Genomic DNA, 20,382 nt, shown 5'->3' with positions numbered 1-20,382 from the left:
TGTGCTCGTTCGGTCACCTCAAAAGGTAACGGTACTCCAATGCACAAAACGCTCGAACGACGTCTCGTCCTCTCGGCCGCCGCGGCCGGGCTGCTTTTCGCTTCCGTCGGAGGCGTCTTCGCGGCCTCGCCCCTGAAGCTTGAGTTCGTCACGCACGCCGCTTTCTTCTCCGCAGAGACGAAACAGCCTAAGGTGCTCGATCCGCAGGTCTTCGTCGAGGATTCCGCCGCTGCAGAAGCCACCGGTCCGCAGGGCATCAAGCACGTCGCCGGCGTTCGGCCGCCGTTCATCGACCAGGATCCCAAGACGTCGAAGCTGTTCAACGCCGAGCACAAGCCGCTAGGCTTCAATCTCCAATCATGGTTGGCCGCCACCGGAACCGTCTCCATCACGGAGAAGGACGGCAAGGTGACGCTCGAGGCGACGTTCAAGAACCTGCAGCCGAACGCGAGCTACAGCCTTTTCGAGAACCACTTCGACACGAATCCGATCAGCTTCACGCCGATGGACGGCGCCGGGAAGACGAACAGTTTCACCGCGAAGGCCGACGGCGCCGCCAGCGTCACCGTGACATTGCCAAGCATGCCGACCCACGACAATGCTGTCCTCGTCATCTACAACAGCGGGGGCCAGTCACACGGACTGGAGCGCGGCCGCATCGGGTTGGACGCCCAACATCAGATCATCGCGCGGCCGGAGTAAGCCTAAAGTGTCCCACTTGAGGGGAGCGGCCGGGGGGGCCCCTCGGCACGCCGACGCTCTCGAACTGATGCGCACCGTCGGCGCATCAAATCCACCATGGCAAATAATCTCTGGAACGGTCGGGTTGATTAGCCCCACCGCAGGGAGGAAGGAGATCAACTCAGGAGAACCAGCCCGCCTGGCAATTCGGTGGCGCGGGCCCCCGTCAGCTGCTGCACTTGGGTGATGAACGTGTCGAGCTTGGCAATCTCGAAGTCGCCGTTAACGATACGTTGCCGCAACGCGGCGCTGACGACGACTATCTTGCCAGGGCGATATCGATTGATCTCCTCGACCACGCTGGCTAACGGTCGATCACGAAAGATCAGCAAGCCGGTTTGCCATGAAGTCACTTGCACGGGATCGACGCTCACGCGGGCACCGAGGCCACTACCTGTATAGGAAACCTGTTCTCCCTCAACGATGCGCGTGGATTGTCCAGCCTGCTGCACACTAACGATACCATTCAGGCAAACAACAGAGACGACGTCATCAAGGCAGCGTGCGCTGAAGCGCGCTTCGCTCGCGATGATTTGCCCACCGGCAGCGAGTACGATCAAGTCGCCTTGCGGCGGACGGCGGGTGCTGACGACGACCTCGCCGGACAGCAACTCGATCGTCGGCTGATTTTGCTTCGAGCGAAGGGCGATGCTGGTCAGTGTGTTGAGGTCGAACGAGACTTCCGGGGTGACATTGACCGTGCGTTGCTCCCCCTTTGCCGTGCGGTAGTCAGCCGACAATTCCTGCAATGACGGCCACAGGTTGAAGGGAGGCCTGATGACAGCGTATCCGGCCACGGCAGCGGCGGCAAGACCGCCGCCGATTAGGGCGCGCCGGCTGAGGCGGCCGCGGCTTGTCGCAATGCCGGCGACACGCGCCGACGGCGCGGTGAGTTTGCCCGCGACCACGCCTGCCCGCCAATTGATAAGGGCTGCTCGCTGGAAGGCGGCTTCGTGCGCTGCGCTCCGCGCTCGCCAGCGCTGAAAGTCATCGATATCGGCGCGTGTAATCTCTTCGGTCTTGAGCCGCACGATCCAGACGATCGCCTCGTCAAGTAGCGGGTCCGGCCCTGGTGTTTCGGGAGGGAGGGTCACTGCGATCGCTCACTATTCGCGCAAGAGCCGACGACACATCCCTTCGCGGCCGAAGGCGCCTCGGTATATATGATTCTCGTCAACCCGGGCCATTGGCGCGCAAACCCATTGCCTTCCCAACCTCTTTGGGACGGCCGCTTTCCTCCAACCGAACCAAACAACTATCTCCTTTCTTTCTTAGACAACTGGGAAGGGTCTATCATGAAAAAGAATCCGAAAGGCGGATCCGCATGGCGCGGCTGCGCCGCTGTTCGTCCTTGTCTGGAATAGGCGTCTCTCGGAGCTCTTTCGCCTCGCATTCAGGTCCGCCGCCTCGGACCGCCTAGGCGGGGAGAAATGCGGCGGTCGATGCTCTTGGCACAATGCTGCAAGGCGTGTTGGTAGTCTGAGGAAACGGTGCGCACGCTGACGCCGAGCGCCTCAGCCGTTTCTTCGGCGGTCTTGCCTTCGAGCGACATCATACGGAGCACATGGTGCGGGCGTTCGGGAAGCTCGCGGAGCGCACGCTCGAAGGCTTCGAAGTCGGACCGCTCCTCGGCGATCTGGGCCGGACTTGGCCTGTTGTCGGTTACCTCGAGCAGCGCGTCGATCTCAGAGGCAGGGACACGATAGGTCCGCGCTTTTCGAAGGTTCTTGGCAACGTTGATGGCGGTGCGAAAGACGTAATCGGCGGGCTTTTCGACGAGTGTCGCATCTGGAACGCGATCAAGGCGCACGAATGTTTCGTGCAGCACCTCATAAGCGAACTCGGAAGACCCCAATTGCCCTGTGAGGTGCTTGACCAAGGTGTCGTAATTTTCAGCGAGCTGCCGCTTCAGCCTAGTCTGATTGGACTCTGCCAATTTCGCGGCCCCCCTACGCGCCCCGGGAGCCCAACACTCCAAGGGTAACTTGCTGATAAAGGTCGCGAATTACAGATTTATGACAGTCGGACGACTGCCCGTTATGCGACGGCAGGCGTTATATTCGCGCCACGTTCGGCACAGGAAACGACTCAGGACGGGTCAAATCCGAGCGTCACTTCTACGTTCAACGTATCCGACAAGGCCGGAGGGATCCGGGGCAGCGGCTGGGCTCGGCGGATGGTTTCAAGGGCAGCATGGTCCAGCACAGACTGACCGGAGCTACCTTTGACCCGTACGCCAAGCAGCTTGCCGGCACGGTTGATTGAGAACACGGCCCGGACCGTCCCTTGCAGATGTTGCCGTTCAGCCCCCTTTGGATACCGCTGGAACCGCGCAATGTGGCGCGCAAGTTCTGTCCGGAACGTTGTCTTCGCATCATCCTGTATGGGATCCGGGATATCCTTCAGACCCGCTGACGGCATCGGCGGATCGGAGGGCGGTGCGGATTCCTCTGCCGGAAACCTTGTCAGCGTTCGGTCGGACATAGAGGATGGTGCTTCGGTTATTCCACGCACGGGGCTTGGCGTCGCAATCGCAAGCGATTGCTGTTCTGAATCGACTGGAATTGACAGCGAGTCCAGGCGCGGCATGAGATGGACCTGCACCAGCGGGATCTGTTCAGGCGTGCCGCCTGCCGCAGCGAGTTCGAGCCGCAACCAGGCGACGCCGCCAATAAAGAGAATACCAACGAACGCGGGAAACAATATCAGCCGCGCGAACGTCGAGGCTGGCGTTAGGTCTGCGCTATCGTCGGTAGCAAGCGGCCTCATTTCGCCGTGCTCACAGCGACGACGGCGCGAATGGGTTGGGGAGCATCAGCGGGCGTCGGCTGGCGGATCAGCAAACCTTGTAGCGTGCCTGTGATAGCGGAATCGCGCACAGCATCTCCGGTCGATTGCAGGAGCGCGGCCTTGCGGATAGTGCGCGTGGGATCGATCCACAAGTCAAGAACGGCTCGATAATTACCCGTTGCACTTTGCGGATTCTTAAGCAAAGCTCGCTGGACTTCGGAGCGGACAGTCTCGCTATAGTCGGCAAATTTCTCAAGATCGTTTGGCCGAACATTCGCCCGAACACGCAATTCGCCGAGTACAAGATCGGCGTCGGTCAGCGGATTGACCGGCGGAAGCCCATGCTCGATGACTGCCGGCGCGACCAGCGTAATTGCATCCGTCCTAGCACGCCGCACATCTAGATCAGTGTTGCCGAGAAGACGTATCAACGCTTCATCTGGAGCAAAGTATCCTTGGATTGCAACAGACTGTTGGCCCGAAGCCGAGCGACTGTCGTAAAGCACCTGAACACCAACTTTTCGACTGTAGGCGTGCAAGGCCGCCGCAAGAGGCTGGGCGGGGATATCGAACGCCAAAGGCTGCAGCGGCAACCTAGAATTCAATTCGATGGCACCCGCAGAAAAAACGAGCGCCGGAATCAGCAACAGCGTGATCATAACTAAGGCTGTCAGGTGCGACTTAGTAGGCGATTTCGCCGCCATTACTTCCGCGTTCAAAGGCGTGTCCTTCACTTAAGTCCGCTCGTCAAATCTCCGCCGTAAAGGAAAGGCCGCCTTAGAACCGCGCGACCTTCATGGCGGACTAACCAGCTTGCGGTCCGACTGAGTAATAACAGTATATCCCTTTGATGACAGTAGTCTATTGATCCGAATGAGGACCGCCAATGATCCAGGTTCAATAGCCCAAACCAGCGTTAGAATTCAAATCCCCGTGCTCCGATTACCGTGACAAAGGTGCCGCGCCATGGCGGGGACGACGCACCGGGCTTTCATCACTTAACAGAACGGGTGAACTGGCCCCATCAGTTCATGGACCTCGCATGTCAAAGCTGCCAGCAGCGCCGCGGGCGCAAGATAGACTGCGCCATATTCGAGCTTGGTTCGAGGCAGAATGGTATAGTAAGTGGCGCTCTCCGGCGCTGGGGGGCATATCGCCAAGCCTTCATCACCTACGGCGGGGCAAGAACAGCGACAATGATCAGCGTGGGGCTTGGCCGGTACAGCATCGGCGCGCCGAGAAGCCAGATACGCGGGCTGACGATGTCCGTCACCGTCCCGCCGACGAGCGACGAGATCGGAAGCAGATTAAACAAATTGAGGAACAGGCCTGAATAGGAAATAGCGAGCAGCAGGCCACTGGTTTCCGACCGCGCCCACAAATACACCGTAAGAACGGAAATGGTTCCAGCAACCGGGCCGGCAAGCGCGATATAGGCCTCGGTTTCAACATCAACCGGCTGATCCTTGAATGCGATCCAGGCACCAACGAACGAAATGAAGGCCGGCCCGCCGACCTTCAGGCCGCGCTAGCGCGCCGCCACATAGTGTCCCATCTCGTGGGCCAGCAGCAACCTGTTAAAACGCGCCGCAAAGCGGCCTACCCCATATCGCGGCATAGACCGCAAGCGACAACAGATGCTGCCGCCAGCGGTAGCGATCTTGCCTCATTTGAGGCCTGGGAGCAGTATGAAAAACAGCGCCTTCATGCGGCGTCTGGTGCGTCTAACGGCCTATCCGCCGTCTTGTCATCTCTCGTCTTACGGCGGAAGAATTTTATGACGCCAATGCCGACCATCGCGGCTCCGGCGAAGATGACCTTCGCGAATTTGAGCACAAAGGCGATCGCTAACGCAAACAGGCCGAGCTTCTTGGCCGCAATTCCGCCGATCAGCGCCGCAAGCCCATACTCGGCAATGCTATCGGTCGAGGCGTTAAAGTCCTCGTAGCGTTTGCCATCATTGTAGGCGAGCGCGGCAAGCAACCGGTGGGCGAATGCTTTCTCGCCTGAAATGCGATCCGAATCGGACAGCAGATTCAGGCTGAAATAGCCATCACGCCCCAGCGCGTAGGTGTTGTAATTGATGTTCTTGGGAGTGTCGCTCGGCGCTCCTTTATCCGCGCCAAGTACCGACCAAACCAGGCGATGTGTGACGGCATCATAATGCGGTGCCTCAACCCATCCGATCACCTGCCGTTCGGGAAATCCGCGCGCTACCAGATCCTTGTTGGCCTCCTCGGTGCTGCTTTTTAGGTTCTTCAGAAGGTCGTCAGCGTTCCAGCTCTTGGCGTCGTCGTCCTTGATGTAACCATCCCTGACATGACGGATCACCACAATCGACAGATCGTTCTGATATTGGCCGACGACAAGGCCAACGAAACTAGTTTCGCTAACGACATTGCCGAAGGCGCGCAGCAGGCGCGCGCCTTCCTCCTTCGGGACGAAAAGGTCGCCGGTCGAAAGCTTGAGCGCGGCCTGGTCGATCAGGGAAACATCGGCAGGCCCTTTGGTTCCTGCTTGCCCAGCCGCCTGCAATGCGGTGCTCAGTTCTGCTCTTCGCGACGCCTCACTCGGAGGCGCCGACTCGGCGAAGGCACATTCAGCAAATAGCGCCAGAAGCAGAACTCCAACAGCTCCGACCTGTCTTTTCATCGACCTCTCCAAAGTGTGCTGTATGACCTAAGTGACTAACTGGCGTGGCATACCCCGTTCTATCGTCGTCCGAGCGGCGTGTTGAAAGTCGAGGGCGGCGGCCTGAACGGCGTGGCTGAATGTCCGAAATTCAGCCCGTATTGCTGCTGGACTCCTGGGATATTAACGATGCCGGTTTTGGTGTCGGGGGAGTGTGCGTCCAGCGGTGGGGTATTGAGAACCGGATTGGTCTCGTCAGTCTTGCGCCTGAGTTGCTCATTGATCTCTTTGAGTGACTGGTTGCCATCCGCCTTGCCGTCGTTTCCCGCCTCGCCGTCTCTACTGCCCTTTTGACCGGCGCCCAGGACACTTTTCGGCGGAAGATCGGGCGGACTGACGAATATCTCGGGCAAGGTCGTCTGCGCTTTGGCGCCAGCGATCATGACCAGCGCCACAAGGATGACGATTGCGATTACAATCGCCACTCGTTTCCAAATCCCAGCATCGATAACCGGATCGATCTTCCGCGCCCTCATCGCATGACCCTCACCTGCGTCGCGGTCGCATTCGCTTTGATATGAAGGGCGACAAGATTCACTAGCGCCCACTGCCGAGCCGAACGGGGTACGAAGATCGGCGCCGTTGTCATCATTGCTATCGCCCTGTCCGGACCTGCACGACCAGCGCGCTGAGCCTTGTGTTGAGCGCGGCGAGATTAACAGTGCCGATGCGCCCACCGCTCAGGCACTTGCGTCTACAATCCCCGCCCCCGCTGGTGTCCGGCTGCCCGAACGTCGCCACCGGAACGGTGCCGGTCACGCGAAAGCCCCGCGCCACCAGCTTGCTGCGCACCGCCAGGCAATAGTTGACCGAACGATAGGAAAATCGACTCTCGCCATGCCCGGCGCGATACTTCATCGTGGCGGTGCATAGGTCACCGCCCGCCAGACGCCAAGCTTGGGCCAGATACCTGACGCCGTAACGGATGTTGTTGGCGGGCGCGGCAAGCTCGGCATTGCTGCCGGCAAAGCCAAGCATCCGTGCAGTCGATGGCAAAATCTGCATCAAGCCGATTTCGCCGACGCCACCAATCGCCGCCGGGTTGTAGCCGCTCTCGACCGCCATCACGGCTTCCGCGACTTCCGGCGCGAGGCCCTCGCGTCTGGCCTCTGTTTCGATCAGAGCGCGATAGTCTGCCCGCATACCGTATCCCTGAGGCAGCGCACCGCCGTCATGCACACTCCTCGGGGTGGAGGCATTAGCTTTCGACTCCTGCGTATCCGCGTTTTTAGTCGATGGATTCGCTTGGCTTTCCGAGGCCGGCGGGCTCAAGATGGACTCGGCACGGGCAAATCGAATGGAAACGTCGGTCGACGTAGCCATGATCAGAATGGCGAGCACACATCGCTTTACCCACATGCCACTACTCCTCGTGCGATTGATCGCTGGAGCGGACTGACAGGTGAAGGTGCAGCGGCTGAAGCATATCGGCAGGCGGCGGGCTTACAACGACACTGGCGAGAAGTGCGCGCAGACCGACGATAATGTCTACGTCGTCAATCCCGTCGAACTCCAATCGCTCGATTTTGCCGGCGGATGTGACCCAACTACGAACCACAAGGGTTTCGGACGAATGTTTATCATGCTTTGCTAAGGCCTCGTGCAGGCGGCGCGCGGCAGCAGCATCACCAGCGAGCCGGTTTTCGAAACTGCCTTTCAGCTCGCCGGCAAAGTTTTGCCACGTCGCCGGCGCGCTCGCGGCGGAGCGATAGGCGGTCCCTTGAGCAGCGGCGGGCGACGGCGTCGCCGCACTTGCGATAACGCCCGTCAGTGCCCCGAGGAGGTGAAGCCCCCGCTTCCACCACAAAGCGAGCGGCTGCTTATGGGGCATTACGCTTCCGCTCGTCGTTATTGTCCTGATCCGAGCCTTGCGATCCCCCATAGCCGACAATCTCGACGATCATGACCGAGGCTTGTCCGTTGTTGCTCGGCTGCTGCGGCGCTAACTGCTGCGTGGAGGCTCCGACGTTTGAGGCTGACGTGAGCGCGGCCACAGGCGGCGCTTGCACCGTCGGGATTCCCGTCGAGTTGCCTTGCACTTGGATGTTGGCGGCGTTCAGCACGAGGCGCGCGGCGAGATTGATGTCGAACGCGCGGATGCCCGCATCGCCCGCATCCACCGCACCGTTGGGTGCGATGAGATTGATCCAGCTTGGTGGTGCGTCGGGGAATACAGCCAGAGTACCGATGCCGCCACCGGTGGAAAGGCCCGCGAGATCGTTCTCGACAATCCCGGTATCGGGATCGATTCGCACGCGGGTCGGAGGTGCCGCCTTGACGGTCTTGGAGGCCGCGCCGGCGGCGATGTCCCCGAAGCTCGACCAGATCAGGATATTGCCGCCGCGCAGGGTGAAGATGCGGGAGGTGCCGAGCAGGATGCTGCCGTCGGCGAAGATGCGGATGTCGCCGCCACCTTCGGTAAGGATGCCTTGATCCTGCGGCTGCGACCCGACCAAGGTAAAGCCAACCTCGACTCCACCGTGGGGCACTAGCATATTGATGTCGCCACCCCGCGCTGTCTTGATCTGGCGCGATGTGAGCAGGATGCTGCCTCTCGCCTCGTCGTTGGCCGGGAACAGCGCGGCAATAGCGGCAAAGCCGTCCTCATAAGTCCTATGGATCGCGTCCGGATCGTTATGGTCCCGACCGGACTGATCGAGTGCGATAAAGAAGGCTTCGAGCGCCCATTTACGCTTCTTGTTCTCGTCTGCAGCCTTGTACGCTGCGTACACCGTCGCGGGCGAGGTGTCCGACAAATTGAGCGCCTTGCCAAGCTTCGACAGCAGGCGGTCCGCCCTGTCACCCGCTGTCGCAGGATCGAGGAAATCTCGCTCGAAGGCGCCGTAGTCGAGGCCAGGTCCGCCGATATCTTTCGCCATTGTACCAAGACCGGCCGCCATGGTGATGGAGGCGCCCGATAACGGCAGGAACGGGTTGGACTGATTGCCGATCGTGACAATGCCGGTTGCGGTTCCATTCTGAGGCGCAGTCGCGGTCCCGGCACGAGCGTCCACGCCGAGATCGATATTGCGTCCCGCCAGCAGGTGAAGGCTGCCTGGCCCGCCGAGCTGGATATCACCAGCCTGCGGCGAATCCATCTGGACAACAGTTGTCCAGGGGGAGATCACAGTAACGAGTGGCAACGATGCCAGCCGCGCGAGCGAGTTCGGCGCATAGCCAACGATATCGCGACCAGCAGACACGATGCTGATGTCCGTCTCATGCAGGTTCTGCAAATAGAGGGCAATGTCCGAAATGTCGCGTCCGGCGATCAGGCGGGTTTGCTTGGGCGAGATCACTTGCAGACCGGTGATATCACCACCGCGTGCATAGAGGCGAACCGGCTCCCAATCATCCCGATGTGTCAGCTTGCCGTGCGCAGCAAGCTTGTCGGCAAGGGTTTGATTTGTGGCACCCGAGATAGACAGCCCATCGGCGGATGAAGACGGGCTTGCGATGACTCTGCCCGCCCCAGAAGTGGCCCGAGGTGACAGCGGGCTTGCAATGCGAAGGTAGTCTGCGTCGGAAAGAGTGACCTGCGCTTCGACGCCATACTTGGAAATGCTGGAGCCAGTTGTGTCCGTTATTAAATTGTAGCCACTTATATTCCCAGAGGCCAGCAGATCGAGAGTGCCGGTTGGCGACGGCGAGAGCAGCAGCGGTCCAATAATAGATACGTCACCCGACAGTGCTGCAAGCTGAAGTGTCGACGGCTTGGTCAGATAGACTTGGCTGAACACGTCCTGGCCCGCGAAAGATGTCACCTCCCCGAGACGGAGCCACCCACGCCTCGACGCCAAAGGGGACAGGCTGTGCACAGCGAACATCTGCTCGTAGTAACTAGCAAGCGAGCCGACCGTGTCGCGACCTTTTTTGTTCGACAGGGTGATATCCCCTGAGAGGGAGGTCGCCATGACCTTGTTTGTAGGCGCGTAAGTGCTGAAATACGTCTTCTGGGCCAAGTTATTGAGTATCCCTTGCGGCAAAGCAAACGGGTTGAGAATTGGCCCGACCAGAATGTCGCCCGCCGCGGATATCTCGATATCGCCTTTCCCAAGGAACAGGGTCGTGGGCAGCCAGGAGTCCGGATCGAGAATGAGATTTCTCGTGAACTCGCTGACAACGCCGCCCGCCGCCGAAATCTTCAAGCCCGACTCCCACGCTAGGGCATCTACGGTGTTCCGCGCAGGATTGGAATGGATGCTGCCGCCGGCATCCAGGATCGCTTTGCCCTTTTCGACGTAGTAGACGCCGCCGCTGATATCACGGCTTGCGATCACGGAAACATCGCCGCCACCATATTCCGTGAGCGGCGCCGTCGCGGCCAGCACGTTCTTTGGAGTCCAAGCATTAGTCGGCGCGACGGCGTCAACGTTGACGATGTCTTGGCCGGCCTGGAGTCTCACGTTGCCGCCGCCCAGTGTTCCGACACCTTGGAAGAAGTTGCTGAAATCGACCCACCATGTGGTCGATGCTTTATCGGTCGGCTTACCCAAGCCATCCGTGAACGGGGTCGCCATATCGAACATGCCGTTCGCCGGGTCGATATAGCCGCGCCGATAGAGCCAGTTGTTTGGTAATTCCAGGCTGGACGCGTCGACGAACGTCCGGCTCCCGACCGCGCCGTAGCCGGTCAACCTGCGGATGTCATTCCCCGCTACCAGCGTGACGTTGCCGCCATGATCACTATATTGAGCTGGATAAGTTACGAGCTTGGGGAATGCATAACCAAGATTGTAGGAGGCTGTATTGAAGGCCTGATATGTTGTGGTCGGTGCATCGAAGATGGCTGGATCGGGAACGATCCGGCTGCCAGCGGTGTAGATCGCGGCGAACGGGTTGATGAGCCGGATATCCTGACCTGCAAGGAGATCGATATCGCCGGTCCCAGTGCGGATTACCTGGAAGAAATTTGTCGAGCTATAGTACGGCACCCGGTCGTTAGACACACTTGCAGTTGCCGATTTTGGCGCATAGGAAGCAAAACCGTTGTAATCCGCACCGTTCTTGCCGAGCGTTATCGAACCGGTTGTGGTCCCAAGCTCCGCCAGAGGCAGGCGCTCTCGGTAGTCGGCTGCCGAGAGATCAGCGCCCGCGATAACACGATAGGACCAAGAGGCCGAGCCTGCTGGCATCAGCAGATCCAGCATAGCGCCCCAATGTAGACGACTTGTGGCGGATGCGGACGCTGCTCCGGGCAATACAGCACTCGGATAGGTGACGCCGGTGCTGGTGAATCCATCGGTCAATGTATTGTAGAATTCGATATTACCGGTAGCGCGTAAAGTGAGCGTGCCCGGCACGCGGTCAGGACCATAACGCCAGGTCGAGAGATTCCAGTCGGATGTCGTTGTGCTCGCGGCGCTGCCCAGCGCCAGGCTGCCGCTCGAAAGCACCGCGACATTCGCGCCGCTGGTTTGGCTCAGCGTGAGCGTGACGTTGCTCACCGTCGTGTCGGCGGGCAGCGTGATCGCCGTCGCTCCGTTGCTGACTGTGAATTGCTGTGTCAAAGTGCCTGGCGCATTGAGTGTAACGATGGTTCCGGGAACCAAACTATTTAGATTCGCGTTAGCGAGAAAATTGGTGGTGACTCCGCTGGGCAGCTTGTAGGAGCCTGCCGCAGATGATTTGATTCGAACACCTGAGGTTCCAAATGGAAGCGTGAACGGCGTGGCCGCCGGCAGGGTGATGGTGTTGGCTGTCGCATCTGCAGTCGAGGCCAACGACAGGACGACGCCGCCCGCAACTGGCGTGATATCAGCGTTCTTCAGCCCGGTCAGATTGATATTGCCGGGAACCGAAAGGCTCACCGATCCGCCAGCTGTCAGAGTTCCTGCCCCCACGGTGATGATCTTGGCGTTAGCGGAAAGACCCGTCAGAGTAGCTCCGGCGGCAAAGCTCGTCCGCTTCCCTGTGGCTGCGTCGATCCAGTAGCCGGCGGTTGAGACAGTCAGAGCTCCGGTTCCCGCGACGACGGTCGCGGTCGTACCCCCGTCGAAGGAAATCAGGCTGCCCGCGCCGTTCAATTTGAAGGCGACGGCGCTGCGGTCGCCATTCTGGATCTCTACGCCGGGTGTGATCTGGGCGATGGCAGCGAGAGCTGGCTGCGAGCCGAACAGCCGGGTCTTGATCGCTGTCGTATTGGCGTCGCTTCCGGCGGCGCCGAGATAGGCCTTCGCGTCGTTGTCTGCCAACGCCTGAACGACGCCGTCAATTGCGCCATTGGCACGCGCATAGACCTTGAATCCCTCGGCCACGATTGAGGAGGCGTTCGACACCGTGCCGTTCACCGGCTGGATCTTTATCGATGTGCCGGCGCCAGAGGTGGTTACGGCACCGTCTGCCGCGTCAGTGCGAGGCGCACGCAGATGGAGGACGCCGCCCGGGCCGCCCGCGACGGCAAGATCAAGGCGCGATCCAGTCTGGATGTCGATCCCGTTAGCTCCCTCGCCACGGGTTTCGAGCCAGATTGTACCGCCCTTGCCCGCATTGTCGAACGCATCGGCCGAGACGTCGAGCAAGGAGCCGCTTTGTAGTGTAATATCGTCCGACGCCGCGAGATAGATCGTGCCTCCCGTTGGTCCGCCGGCACGGATCTGTCCGTGGGCCGTCGCCGTGATGGCCCCGGCATCCGCCGAGAGCGAGTAGGATTTAGCGGTGGCGAGCCCGTCGAGCATGACATCGCCGCTGCGCACCCGAACGTTGCGCAAGGTCGAGAAGCTACCCCGATCCAACATGGCATCAAGCGCGGCAGTGCCGACGAGGCGCTTCGTGTCGAGCTTGAAACGCCCGCCCACGCCCTTGGCCCCACCGCCACCTTCGAGGCTCGTTCCGCTGACGATGAACTCGCCGTTCCTGACGTCGACATCGAACTCCCCGCCATCGCCACCCACTTGCGGCGCCGCCACCGAAACTTTACCACCCGTCAGGCGAACCGAACCTGCATCCGAGGTCAGCGCTACGCCGCCACCACCGGAGTAGCGGATCACATCGAAGAACACCTGCTCCGTTCCCGACGCATCGAGAACGGTGTCCGTGAGAGCGATGTCGCCATCGAGCGCGTGCAGGCTGAGACGACCGCTCGGCAGCCGGAAGGTTGCGCCCGTGGCTTCTATCGTAGTCGCGAGCACTGTGAGCTTGGCGGCGAGACCACCCTCGACCGTAGCGGTCTGCCCTAGTGTGCTGTTGAAGATCGCCCGGCCATTGGCCGAAATCGTGTAATCCACACCCTTGGCTGCGGTAACGAGCGGTGTATCCACGACAAGATCACTGCCGAGAGAAAGCCCGCCCGCCCCAGAGGTCAGGACTCCACGCGCCGCATCAAGCTTCACGCCCGTGAACTGGTCGATCGCCAGCGCGCCAGCCCCGAGCTCGATAGTGTTGGCGTTCAGGCGAAACGCACCACTTGCTCCTGCCTGATCAGCTGACGCAGCAATCCCGCGCTCGCGATTGCCGAGGCTCACCGTGTCAGCGGCAAAAGTCACACCCTCAGCGCCGGTGTTGAAGCCGCGAATCTGCGCGGCCTCGAAGGCGAGCTTGCCCTGCCCTACGGTGCCGAATTCGCCATGGCCGTAGATATCGAGCGTCCGGTAGGATGTCAGTATCACGCGCTCGGCCTCCGTCAGCAACTGGCTGAGCGCCTGCCCGGTGAGGACGATGCCGGGATTGGAGGGAAGCGTGTAGCTGCCGTCGAGCGCTAGCGTGACTTGCTGGCCCGCCTCCTGCAGGCTGCGTGTCTTGATCACGACGGACGGATCAATCACCGTATTGCCCGTGGAATTCAAGATCACCGAGCCAGCCGCACTCGGCTGCCCCTGTCCGTCGCGGCCGATCAGCTGCACATTGCGGCCAACCAACAGCGTTGGCGTGGTGGAGCTATCATAGCCAAATCGCGTCAGCCGCGCGTCAGCCGAAGTGCTGACGCGAACGGCTGAGCCATTGCCGCTCCCCGCCACCGCGTCGCGACCGATGCTCAAGGGCTGGCCGGCCCCGCCCGTCGCAGCGCCGCGAGCCTCGATCCGCGCACCGTCCTTCAGTGTCAGAGCCCCGCGCGAGACGAGAACAACGTCTTGCCCGAAGAGGGCTTCTTCCCGATTGTCGAGGATGAGATTGGCGCTCGTCACCGTGATGTTACCGGTGCCGTCCCGGTGGCCACCGACGAGCAGGCTGCTCGCGCCAAACGCGCCGAGATCGGCGGCTTCGATCGTCACCCAGCCGGTATAAAGGCTCCGCTCGGCGGTACCGCCAAGGATGGCGATGCCATTCGGATTGGAACTTCCGATATCAACGAACCCGCCGAGTGCGGCAGCCGACGCACCTGCCGACTGTACCCTGCCGTGGAGCAGCAGCTCGGTGGCCGCCGCGATCAGCAAACGGCCGCCATCCATCGGCAGGCGCTGCGGAGTTATGCCGGCCTTGGCCGCAGCGTCGGCCAGGAAGGTGTTGGCACGGAAATCATCATATTGTGCGCGGGCATGCACCACGGTGCCCGGCGCCACCTCGAAGTACTTCGGCATGATCGCGCCCAGCGCCTTGCCGTCCAGCGCATTGCTGAAATAGCCCGCGACCATCGCTGAGCCGTCGGGCCGCGTTATGGAAACGGTGCCTGTCGCCGAACTGGAGCTTGGCGTCACGAGATACGCGCCTGGGAGAAGCGCATAGCGCGCCGGCAGCAGCGTATAGGTGCCCGCAGCAAGGCCTGCGCCGGCAGCCAGATAGATCTGGCTGCCGACGCCGAGTCCCGCATTGACATAGCCCGAGGCGGAGTTGGAATAGTGCGGCGCATAGTCGAAGCCGTAACCCGGGATCACCGCGTAGGCGTCCGATTTGGCTAGGATGTCGGTCGAGCCGCCATTGCCTTGCGTCCATTGATAGGCGTAGAGGTCCCCACCGCCGGCGATATCAATCCTGGCACCGGACTTCGAGTTGATCTTGTCGGCGAGAAGGCTGACGACCTTTTCCGGTGCGCCCGAGGTGTTGATCGGCGGCACCGGAGAGATGGGAGCGAAAGGCGGGATCCATGAGCCGTCCTTACCCAGACCCCCGTAAGGCATCACCAAGCCATCCGCTGACACCGAAAGCAGGCTGCCGTCCGCCAGCGTCAGGGTATTTACACCCGGAATATCCGCTCCGGTGATGGGATCCTTAGGCGCTGGCTCCGCGGGATCGAAACCGACATTGATGGTGCCGAACGGCGCGCGTACGGTGCCCGAGATGTCAATCGTACGGGCGTAAAGCTCGATCCCGCCATTGACGGACAGCGGCGTTGGCCGCGATGCGCCGCCGCTGATCGTCAAGCGGCCTTCGTCGGCGTTCGAAGGATTGACGATGATCTGCAACCGCGCGTCGGTTGGCGCGTAGACTTGCCCCGCCGCGATCACCACGCTCCCTGCGGCATCGAGGACGCCGAACCCGCGCAGGTCTCCGTCCCTGACGTCGAACGAGGTTGTGGATATATTCTCCAGCGCCAGATTGCCGATGTCGATCAGCTTCTGGGCGATGACGCTCAGGCTGCCGGGGCCGAATTGATGTGCCGGAATCGCACCCAAAATGCCAGCGTCGAGGTTGGGCAGCAGGAAGGCAGCATCACTTGGAGCGAAAGGCCGATAAGAGCTGCCGAGCGCGACGTAAGGCGCCCTCAACGTCACCGCGCCGTCAGCATAAATCGCGTTGCCCAGCTGGCTCACCATCAGGCTCCGACGGGCGTCAATCGTGACATCGCCTCGAAACAGCACGGCACCTGCGCCGCCGTCGCTGTTCAAGCGCAGGGTGTCGAAGCCACCGCTGGCGAACCGGTCGATGGAGAAATGCCCGCGGGACACGACACTGTCCGGGCAGCCGACGGCGCACCATATGCTGCCCGGCAGCGCGGTCCGTACTGTCGCATTTCCGGGTGCGAACGTGATTCCGTTGAGCAGTTGCTGATCGTCCTGAGTGACGATGAGGGAGGGGACGAAGGAGGACGGCCCTATGCGGCTATCTCCAAAATTTACCGATGATGATACGGAAAGCACGCCACCCACAGCGTTCACGCCGCCGGCAGTACCGCGGAGCGTAGATTCGACGACCAGCAATCCCGAGCTTATGATCGACAACAAGCCACCATCGCTCTCTATCCACGTCGCCACGGATTTAGCAGATAGTCCGCTTCCAGCACTCGACGGGAGGTCGAGAACACCACGGGTACCGGAAACATCGAGAGTGCTGCCCTTCTCGGCAACAATGTCACCCTGAAGCGTGATACTGCCACCAGCAAGCACCGCGCCAGTGCGCAATCCGCGCGCATCCGGAATCAGCACGGTGGCGCCAGCCACATTCAGGCTGCTGTTGGCGCCCAGGTGCAGCGTATGCGTAAGAGTCTCGCCGCTCTCGTTAATCTTTGCCGTCGATCCCGCGGCAATCGAGATTTTCCCTCCGGGCGCAGTCAGCGTTCCAAGCACGGTGACCGTGGAACCACTGATGGCGATGGAGGAGCCCTTGATCGTATTGGCGGTGCGACCCGGCTTGAGCGAGATTGCAGCGCCTTCCCCTATGAGGATGTCGCCACGCGCGGGACTGTTGTTGATTGCCCTCAGCGTCAGTGACACCGGATCGCGGAGCTCATCCACGGGCAGATAAGGCGACAGCCCTATTTCATGCGAGCCGCTGAAAGATGCCGCGACCTTCTGCACCTTGGGCTCGATCTTTATCCCTGCGACCAGATGTATACCGGGAACAACTGTGACTCCATCGGGGCCGAGCGCAGAGTACCCGGTCAGTGCGAAGCGGCTGAAGCCCCCTCGATCGAAGAAGTCCGGCGAGATCACAGTCACGTCTTCGGCAGCCGCGCCACCAATCTGGAAGGCCCTGCCCTGGAGCGCGAGCGATCCGCCTGCTGCGCCGGAAAACCCCCTCAACTCACCGGAGGTAAGCAACGTTGTTCGATAGGAGCCAGTTCCGCCCCCGGTTGCTATCCACGGCGCCGTTTCAATCAACGCATTAAAGGTAGAGGGAGCCAATCCGAGGAGGCTGATTGCTCCGGCATTACCGTAGGAAATTTTGCTCGAACTGCTGACGAGAACGCCGCCTGAAACGTCGAGAACGCTGCCTTCCCGAATCAAGACGCTCCCACCGATACCCATTGGGTAGGCAAAAGACGTCGGTGGCACGTGAGAACCGAGGCTCCCAATCCCTATTCCTCCTGCAGAGATACTGATCGCCCCCCCCGCAGTGATCCGTGGAGATGCTGCAGCCTGTGCGGCGTCGATGACGGCACCCGACACATCAATGCGGCCCGATACCACGATGGAGGGCAGATCTTCGAACCGAATAGGATTGGTTACGGAAGGCGGTGTCGTCGTCAGATAGTCCAGCGGAAGCAACGATCCCGTCAGGACAACCTGTCCCCCATGGTAGGTGATGTCGCCCTGAACGTCGATACCGCGCGCCGTGATGCTGAGTCCCGACAAGGGTGAGATGGCATAACCGAGGTTGACTCCGGCGGGCACCAAAACCCGGCCACTCTGATTGTCGATATTAGCGATTCCGAAACCGTCGACGCCGAAAACAGACGCATCAATCTTGAGTGTGGCGTTGTCTGCGGCGGCCAAAGGCTGGGAGAACTCAGTAGGGACGGGTCCGCCGGATGCGCGCGCCGCGCCCAGAATAATGTCGGGGCCAACGCCGAACGACACTCCGTTGAACGTCTGAGCGTTAGCGGCGCTCGATGTGAAAAATGGCTTGGCGTTGCCTGCTTCGAAATCGGCGATACTGCCCAACAAGAGATTCAGCGTCGAAGGCTTCGGAGCCGAAGCCGCCGTCAACTGATAGGGACCAGTCAAGACGGCGCCATTGAGCGCACCATCGAGTACCATCGCTGGCGCCATAATCGAAAGCGTTCCGCCGTCGCCGCCCTTCATGAAGCCGTCGCGATATTGCATCGTCGGGCGCAGCGAACTCGAATATGTTTCCGTCCTCCCCCAGCGCGAGTGACTGCGCGTGAATCCGCCAGCCAATCCAGTATAGACACGATCAGGGGTTGCTTGAGACAGCGCCACGTAGCCGCCGTCCTGCAGAAGGAGCTGCGACTGCTCGTGAACATATCCGCCTTGATAGGCGATCGACCCGCCCGCCACACTGATGCGGGCGCCATCGCGCACCACCACAGCATCGCCCGCGTTCAGGTTCACGGAGCCGCCGTTGACTGAGAGCTGCGCCACTGTGTGCGGGACGAGATCGATAAAGCCGGCAATGTCGGCAAACGGTGTGCCGATGTAGCTCTTGCCGTTGAAGACGCCGCTTTGCAGCAGATCCACCCAGACGGTGGCGCCGCGCAGTGCGCCATCGCGCTGTAACGGCGAGTCGGCGAGTTGAGCCGCGCGCAGCTCCGCCTGGATCACGGTGTTGGCGACCGATTCCGGGACGTTCACCAGGCCGGAGACGTCGATCAGCGCACCGGAGTCAAGATAGATTTGATGGAGAACGCCATTCTTGCCGGAGGGCATAAAGAACTGCGATATCCCGGGCAGCCTGGTTGTGCGATATTCATCTGCAATATCTGCATCACCGAGATCGAGGAATTCGCCGGCACTCATACTAACTTTGCCGGACGGCGCGAGAATCGTTGCTCCCACTAATGTTCCGCCGGTGTCCGTCCCGTTTTTGAGATGGATTGCGCTTCCCAGCACATTGATCTGGGATTTCTGTTGAAGTGAGGAAAGCTGTACAGTTTCTGTGCTGTCGATCTCCGGCAGGACCGAGGTCAGGCTCCGCGACCCGAATTCAACCAAGCCTGTTTTGCGCGGCGCCAAGTATAATCCTTCGGGATAGATGTCCTTTAACGACGCCCCGCCCGGCAACCCATAGAAGATGGCGGCGTCGTAGGCCGCGTTGATATCGATCCGTCCGTTGAGCGCGACCGAGGTGGTAGCCAGCGTCACTCCATCCTGATATATGGCCGCGCCGTTTAGGCTGATGTTGCCAAGCGGGGCGGTAATTAAGCCGCCGTTCCATATGACACCGCGCGCCGCCAGGCTGCTCCCTGCAGTATCAACAACGCCAAGCGAAGGATCGCTAACCTTGCCGACGAAAACATCGAGACCGCGCAAGCTAGGATCACTGGCGTCATGCGCACGGATCGCGACCTGAAGGCCCGCTGCGAGAATGGTCTGGCCGTCCGGCGTCGAGATCACGCCTTCGTTCCTGACGTTGGGACCGAGTAGCATGATGCGCCCGCCCTGGTGCGCGCCCGAGGTAGCGGCGTTTAGGAACGCGCCTTTTTCGACGACGACCTCGCCGACCGCGCCGACAGACGGCGCCGTGTCGAGTGGATCGGTCGGAGGTTTAATGGTCGGCAAAGCTGAGAACTGGAACTCTCCAGTGGAGTTGTTTAGAATTCCATTCGCATAAAGGCTTTGGTTGAGCCAGAGCGATGAGGCCACCAAGGATCCGACATTGATCTGGCTTGTGCCGCCGAAAATGATGCCGCTTTGGTTGATGACGTAGACAGTACCCTTGGCGTTGATGGTCCCGAGGATACTGCTTGGCGCGAGGCTCGGATCCTGCACGCGATTGAGGATGCTCCAGCTTGCGTCCTGCTGATCGAAATTGACCGTCGTCTTCGCTCCGACGTTGAAGCTCGTCCAGTTGGCGATCGCCTTCTGCTCGGTCTGCTGGATGGTGACGATGGTCCGATCCCCGGATGTCGTCTGTGTCGGCCCGTTGGCGCCGGTCCATTTGAAGGCCAGATCGGGATTGGCCACGAGACCTCCCGCAGTCAAACCATTGGGCACCACTGACGCGGCCTGCTGTGCAGCCGCACGCGCTGCTACCTGTGCCGACTGCATGTCCTGCAGAATATTTCGTGCCCGCGACATCGCGCGCTGCGCCTGCTCTGCTGCCCGTTGTGCTTGCTGCTGTGCCTGCTGTGCCGCGTAGGTCGCGGCAGATAGTGGCGATGCTGCTGATCCCGAGCCCTGCCCGATCGGCACCGCGCGCGCCGGTGATGCCAGCGTCAGAACCATGATGCTTGCGCTGGCAAGCAGCGCGCTGCGCGACAGCCTGAAATATCCTCCGCTCCGCACCGCGCTCACTCCACTGCTTTCATTGCTGCGGTTGTGCTTCCGGTGACGACGATGGGAGCGGCGGACGGACATGGCGGTCTCCTGTTAGGCTGTGCGCATC

At 60.8% G+C, this 20,382-nt stretch carries 11 protein-coding genes; 1 reads left to right on the top strand and 10 read right to left on the bottom strand.

All coding sequences use genetic code 11. The annotated features are described in order from the left end of the window. Positions 1–39 precede the first annotated feature (39 nt). Positions 40–702, top strand: a complete 663-nt coding sequence (locus ACP7AL_RS10355) for a hypothetical protein (RefSeq protein ID WP_024921602.1) — start codon at positions 40–42, stop codon at positions 700–702. A 155-nt stretch (positions 703–857) separates the two neighbouring features. Here the strand turns inward: ACP7AL_RS10355 and ACP7AL_RS10350 are convergent, their stop codons facing one another. The 10 genes from ACP7AL_RS10350 to ACP7AL_RS10305 all read right to left on the bottom strand — a co-directional run bounded on the left by ACP7AL_RS10350 (position 858) and on the right by ACP7AL_RS10305 (position 20,354). Next, complete coding sequence (locus ACP7AL_RS10350) at positions 858–1,835, bottom strand: FecR family protein (protein ID WP_024921603.1); 978 nt, start codon at positions 1,833–1,835, stop codon at positions 858–860. 299 nt (positions 1,836–2,134) lie between these two features. Continuing rightward, positions 2,135–2,677: an RNA polymerase sigma factor gene (locus tag ACP7AL_RS10345; RefSeq protein WP_024921604.1), complete on the bottom strand. Its 543-nt coding sequence runs from the start codon at positions 2,675–2,677 to the stop codon at positions 2,135–2,137. A 152-nt stretch (positions 2,678–2,829) separates the two neighbouring features. Continuing rightward, on the bottom strand, positions 2,830–3,510 hold the full coding sequence (locus ACP7AL_RS10340; RefSeq protein WP_024921605.1) for an energy transducer TonB: 681 nt from the start codon (positions 3,508–3,510) through the stop codon (positions 2,830–2,832). Continuing rightward, a complete protein-coding gene (locus tag ACP7AL_RS10335; protein WP_024921606.1) occupies positions 3,507–4,265 on the bottom strand; it encodes an STN domain-containing protein in 759 nt (252 codons plus the stop codon). Before ACP7AL_RS10335 ends, ACP7AL_RS10340 begins: the two co-directional genes overlap by 4 nt. Before the next feature lie 437 nt (positions 4,266–4,702). Next, the gene (locus ACP7AL_RS10330; protein WP_244434407.1) at positions 4,703–4,918 is read right to left on the bottom strand and encodes a hypothetical protein; all 216 of its coding nucleotides are present in this window, start codon (positions 4,916–4,918) and stop codon (positions 4,703–4,705) included. 317 nt (positions 4,919–5,235) lie between these two features. Continuing rightward, positions 5,236–6,183 (bottom strand): DUF2167 domain-containing protein, encoded by a 948-nt coding sequence (locus ACP7AL_RS10325; protein ID WP_024921608.1) that lies wholly within the window; start codon positions 6,181–6,183, stop codon positions 5,236–5,238. Positions 6,184–6,242: 59 nt separating this feature from the next. Next, on the bottom strand, positions 6,243–6,698 hold the full coding sequence (locus ACP7AL_RS10320; RefSeq protein ID WP_024921609.1) for a hypothetical protein: 456 nt from the start codon (positions 6,696–6,698) through the stop codon (positions 6,243–6,245). 118 nt (positions 6,699–6,816) lie between these two features. Continuing rightward, positions 6,817–7,563, bottom strand: a complete 747-nt coding sequence (locus ACP7AL_RS10315) for a lytic transglycosylase domain-containing protein (protein ID WP_244434406.1) — start codon at positions 7,561–7,563, stop codon at positions 6,817–6,819. A gap of 22 nt (positions 7,564–7,585) precedes the next feature. Further along, complete coding sequence (locus tag ACP7AL_RS10310) at positions 7,586–8,053, bottom strand: hypothetical protein (RefSeq protein WP_024921611.1); 468 nt, start codon at positions 8,051–8,053, stop codon at positions 7,586–7,588. Next, entirely contained in the window at positions 8,043–20,354 is a 12,312-nt protein-coding gene (locus tag ACP7AL_RS10305; protein WP_425991114.1) for a filamentous haemagglutinin family protein, read from the bottom strand. Before ACP7AL_RS10305 ends, ACP7AL_RS10310 begins: the two co-directional genes overlap by 11 nt. Between the last annotated feature and the right edge of the window lie 28 nt (positions 20,355–20,382).

This window comes from Afipia sp. DC4300-2b1 (genome assembly GCF_049895725.1).
Lineage (GTDB): Bacteria > Pseudomonadota > Alphaproteobacteria > Rhizobiales > Xanthobacteraceae > Afipia > Afipia broomeae.
Note: the sequence above shows the minus strand (reverse complement) of the source record. Positions and strands in the feature narration are given on the sequence as shown.

What these genes read in the sequence shown, in the direction of transcription:
- ACP7AL_RS10310 (WP_024921611.1), bottom strand. Translation starts at nt 8,053, where the DNA reads ATGCCCCATAAGCAGCCGCTCGCTTTGTGGTGGAAGCGGGGGCTTCAC.
- ACP7AL_RS10325 (WP_024921608.1), bottom strand. Translation starts at nt 6,183, where the DNA reads ATGAAAAGACAGGTCGGAGCTGTTGGAGTTCTGCTTCTGGCGCTATTT.
- ACP7AL_RS10320 (WP_024921609.1), bottom strand. Translation starts at nt 6,698, where the DNA reads ATGAGGGCGCGGAAGATCGATCCGGTTATCGATGCTGGGATTTGGAAA.
- ACP7AL_RS10340 (WP_024921605.1), bottom strand. Translation starts at nt 3,510, where the DNA reads ATGAGGCCGCTTGCTACCGACGATAGCGCAGACCTAACGCCAGCCTCG.
- ACP7AL_RS10355 (WP_024921602.1), top strand. Translation starts at nt 40, where the DNA reads ATGCACAAAACGCTCGAACGACGTCTCGTCCTCTCGGCCGCCGCGGCC.
- ACP7AL_RS10305 (WP_425991114.1), bottom strand. Translation starts at nt 20,354, where the DNA reads ATGTCCGTCCGCCGCTCCCATCGTCGTCACCGGAAGCACAACCGCAGC.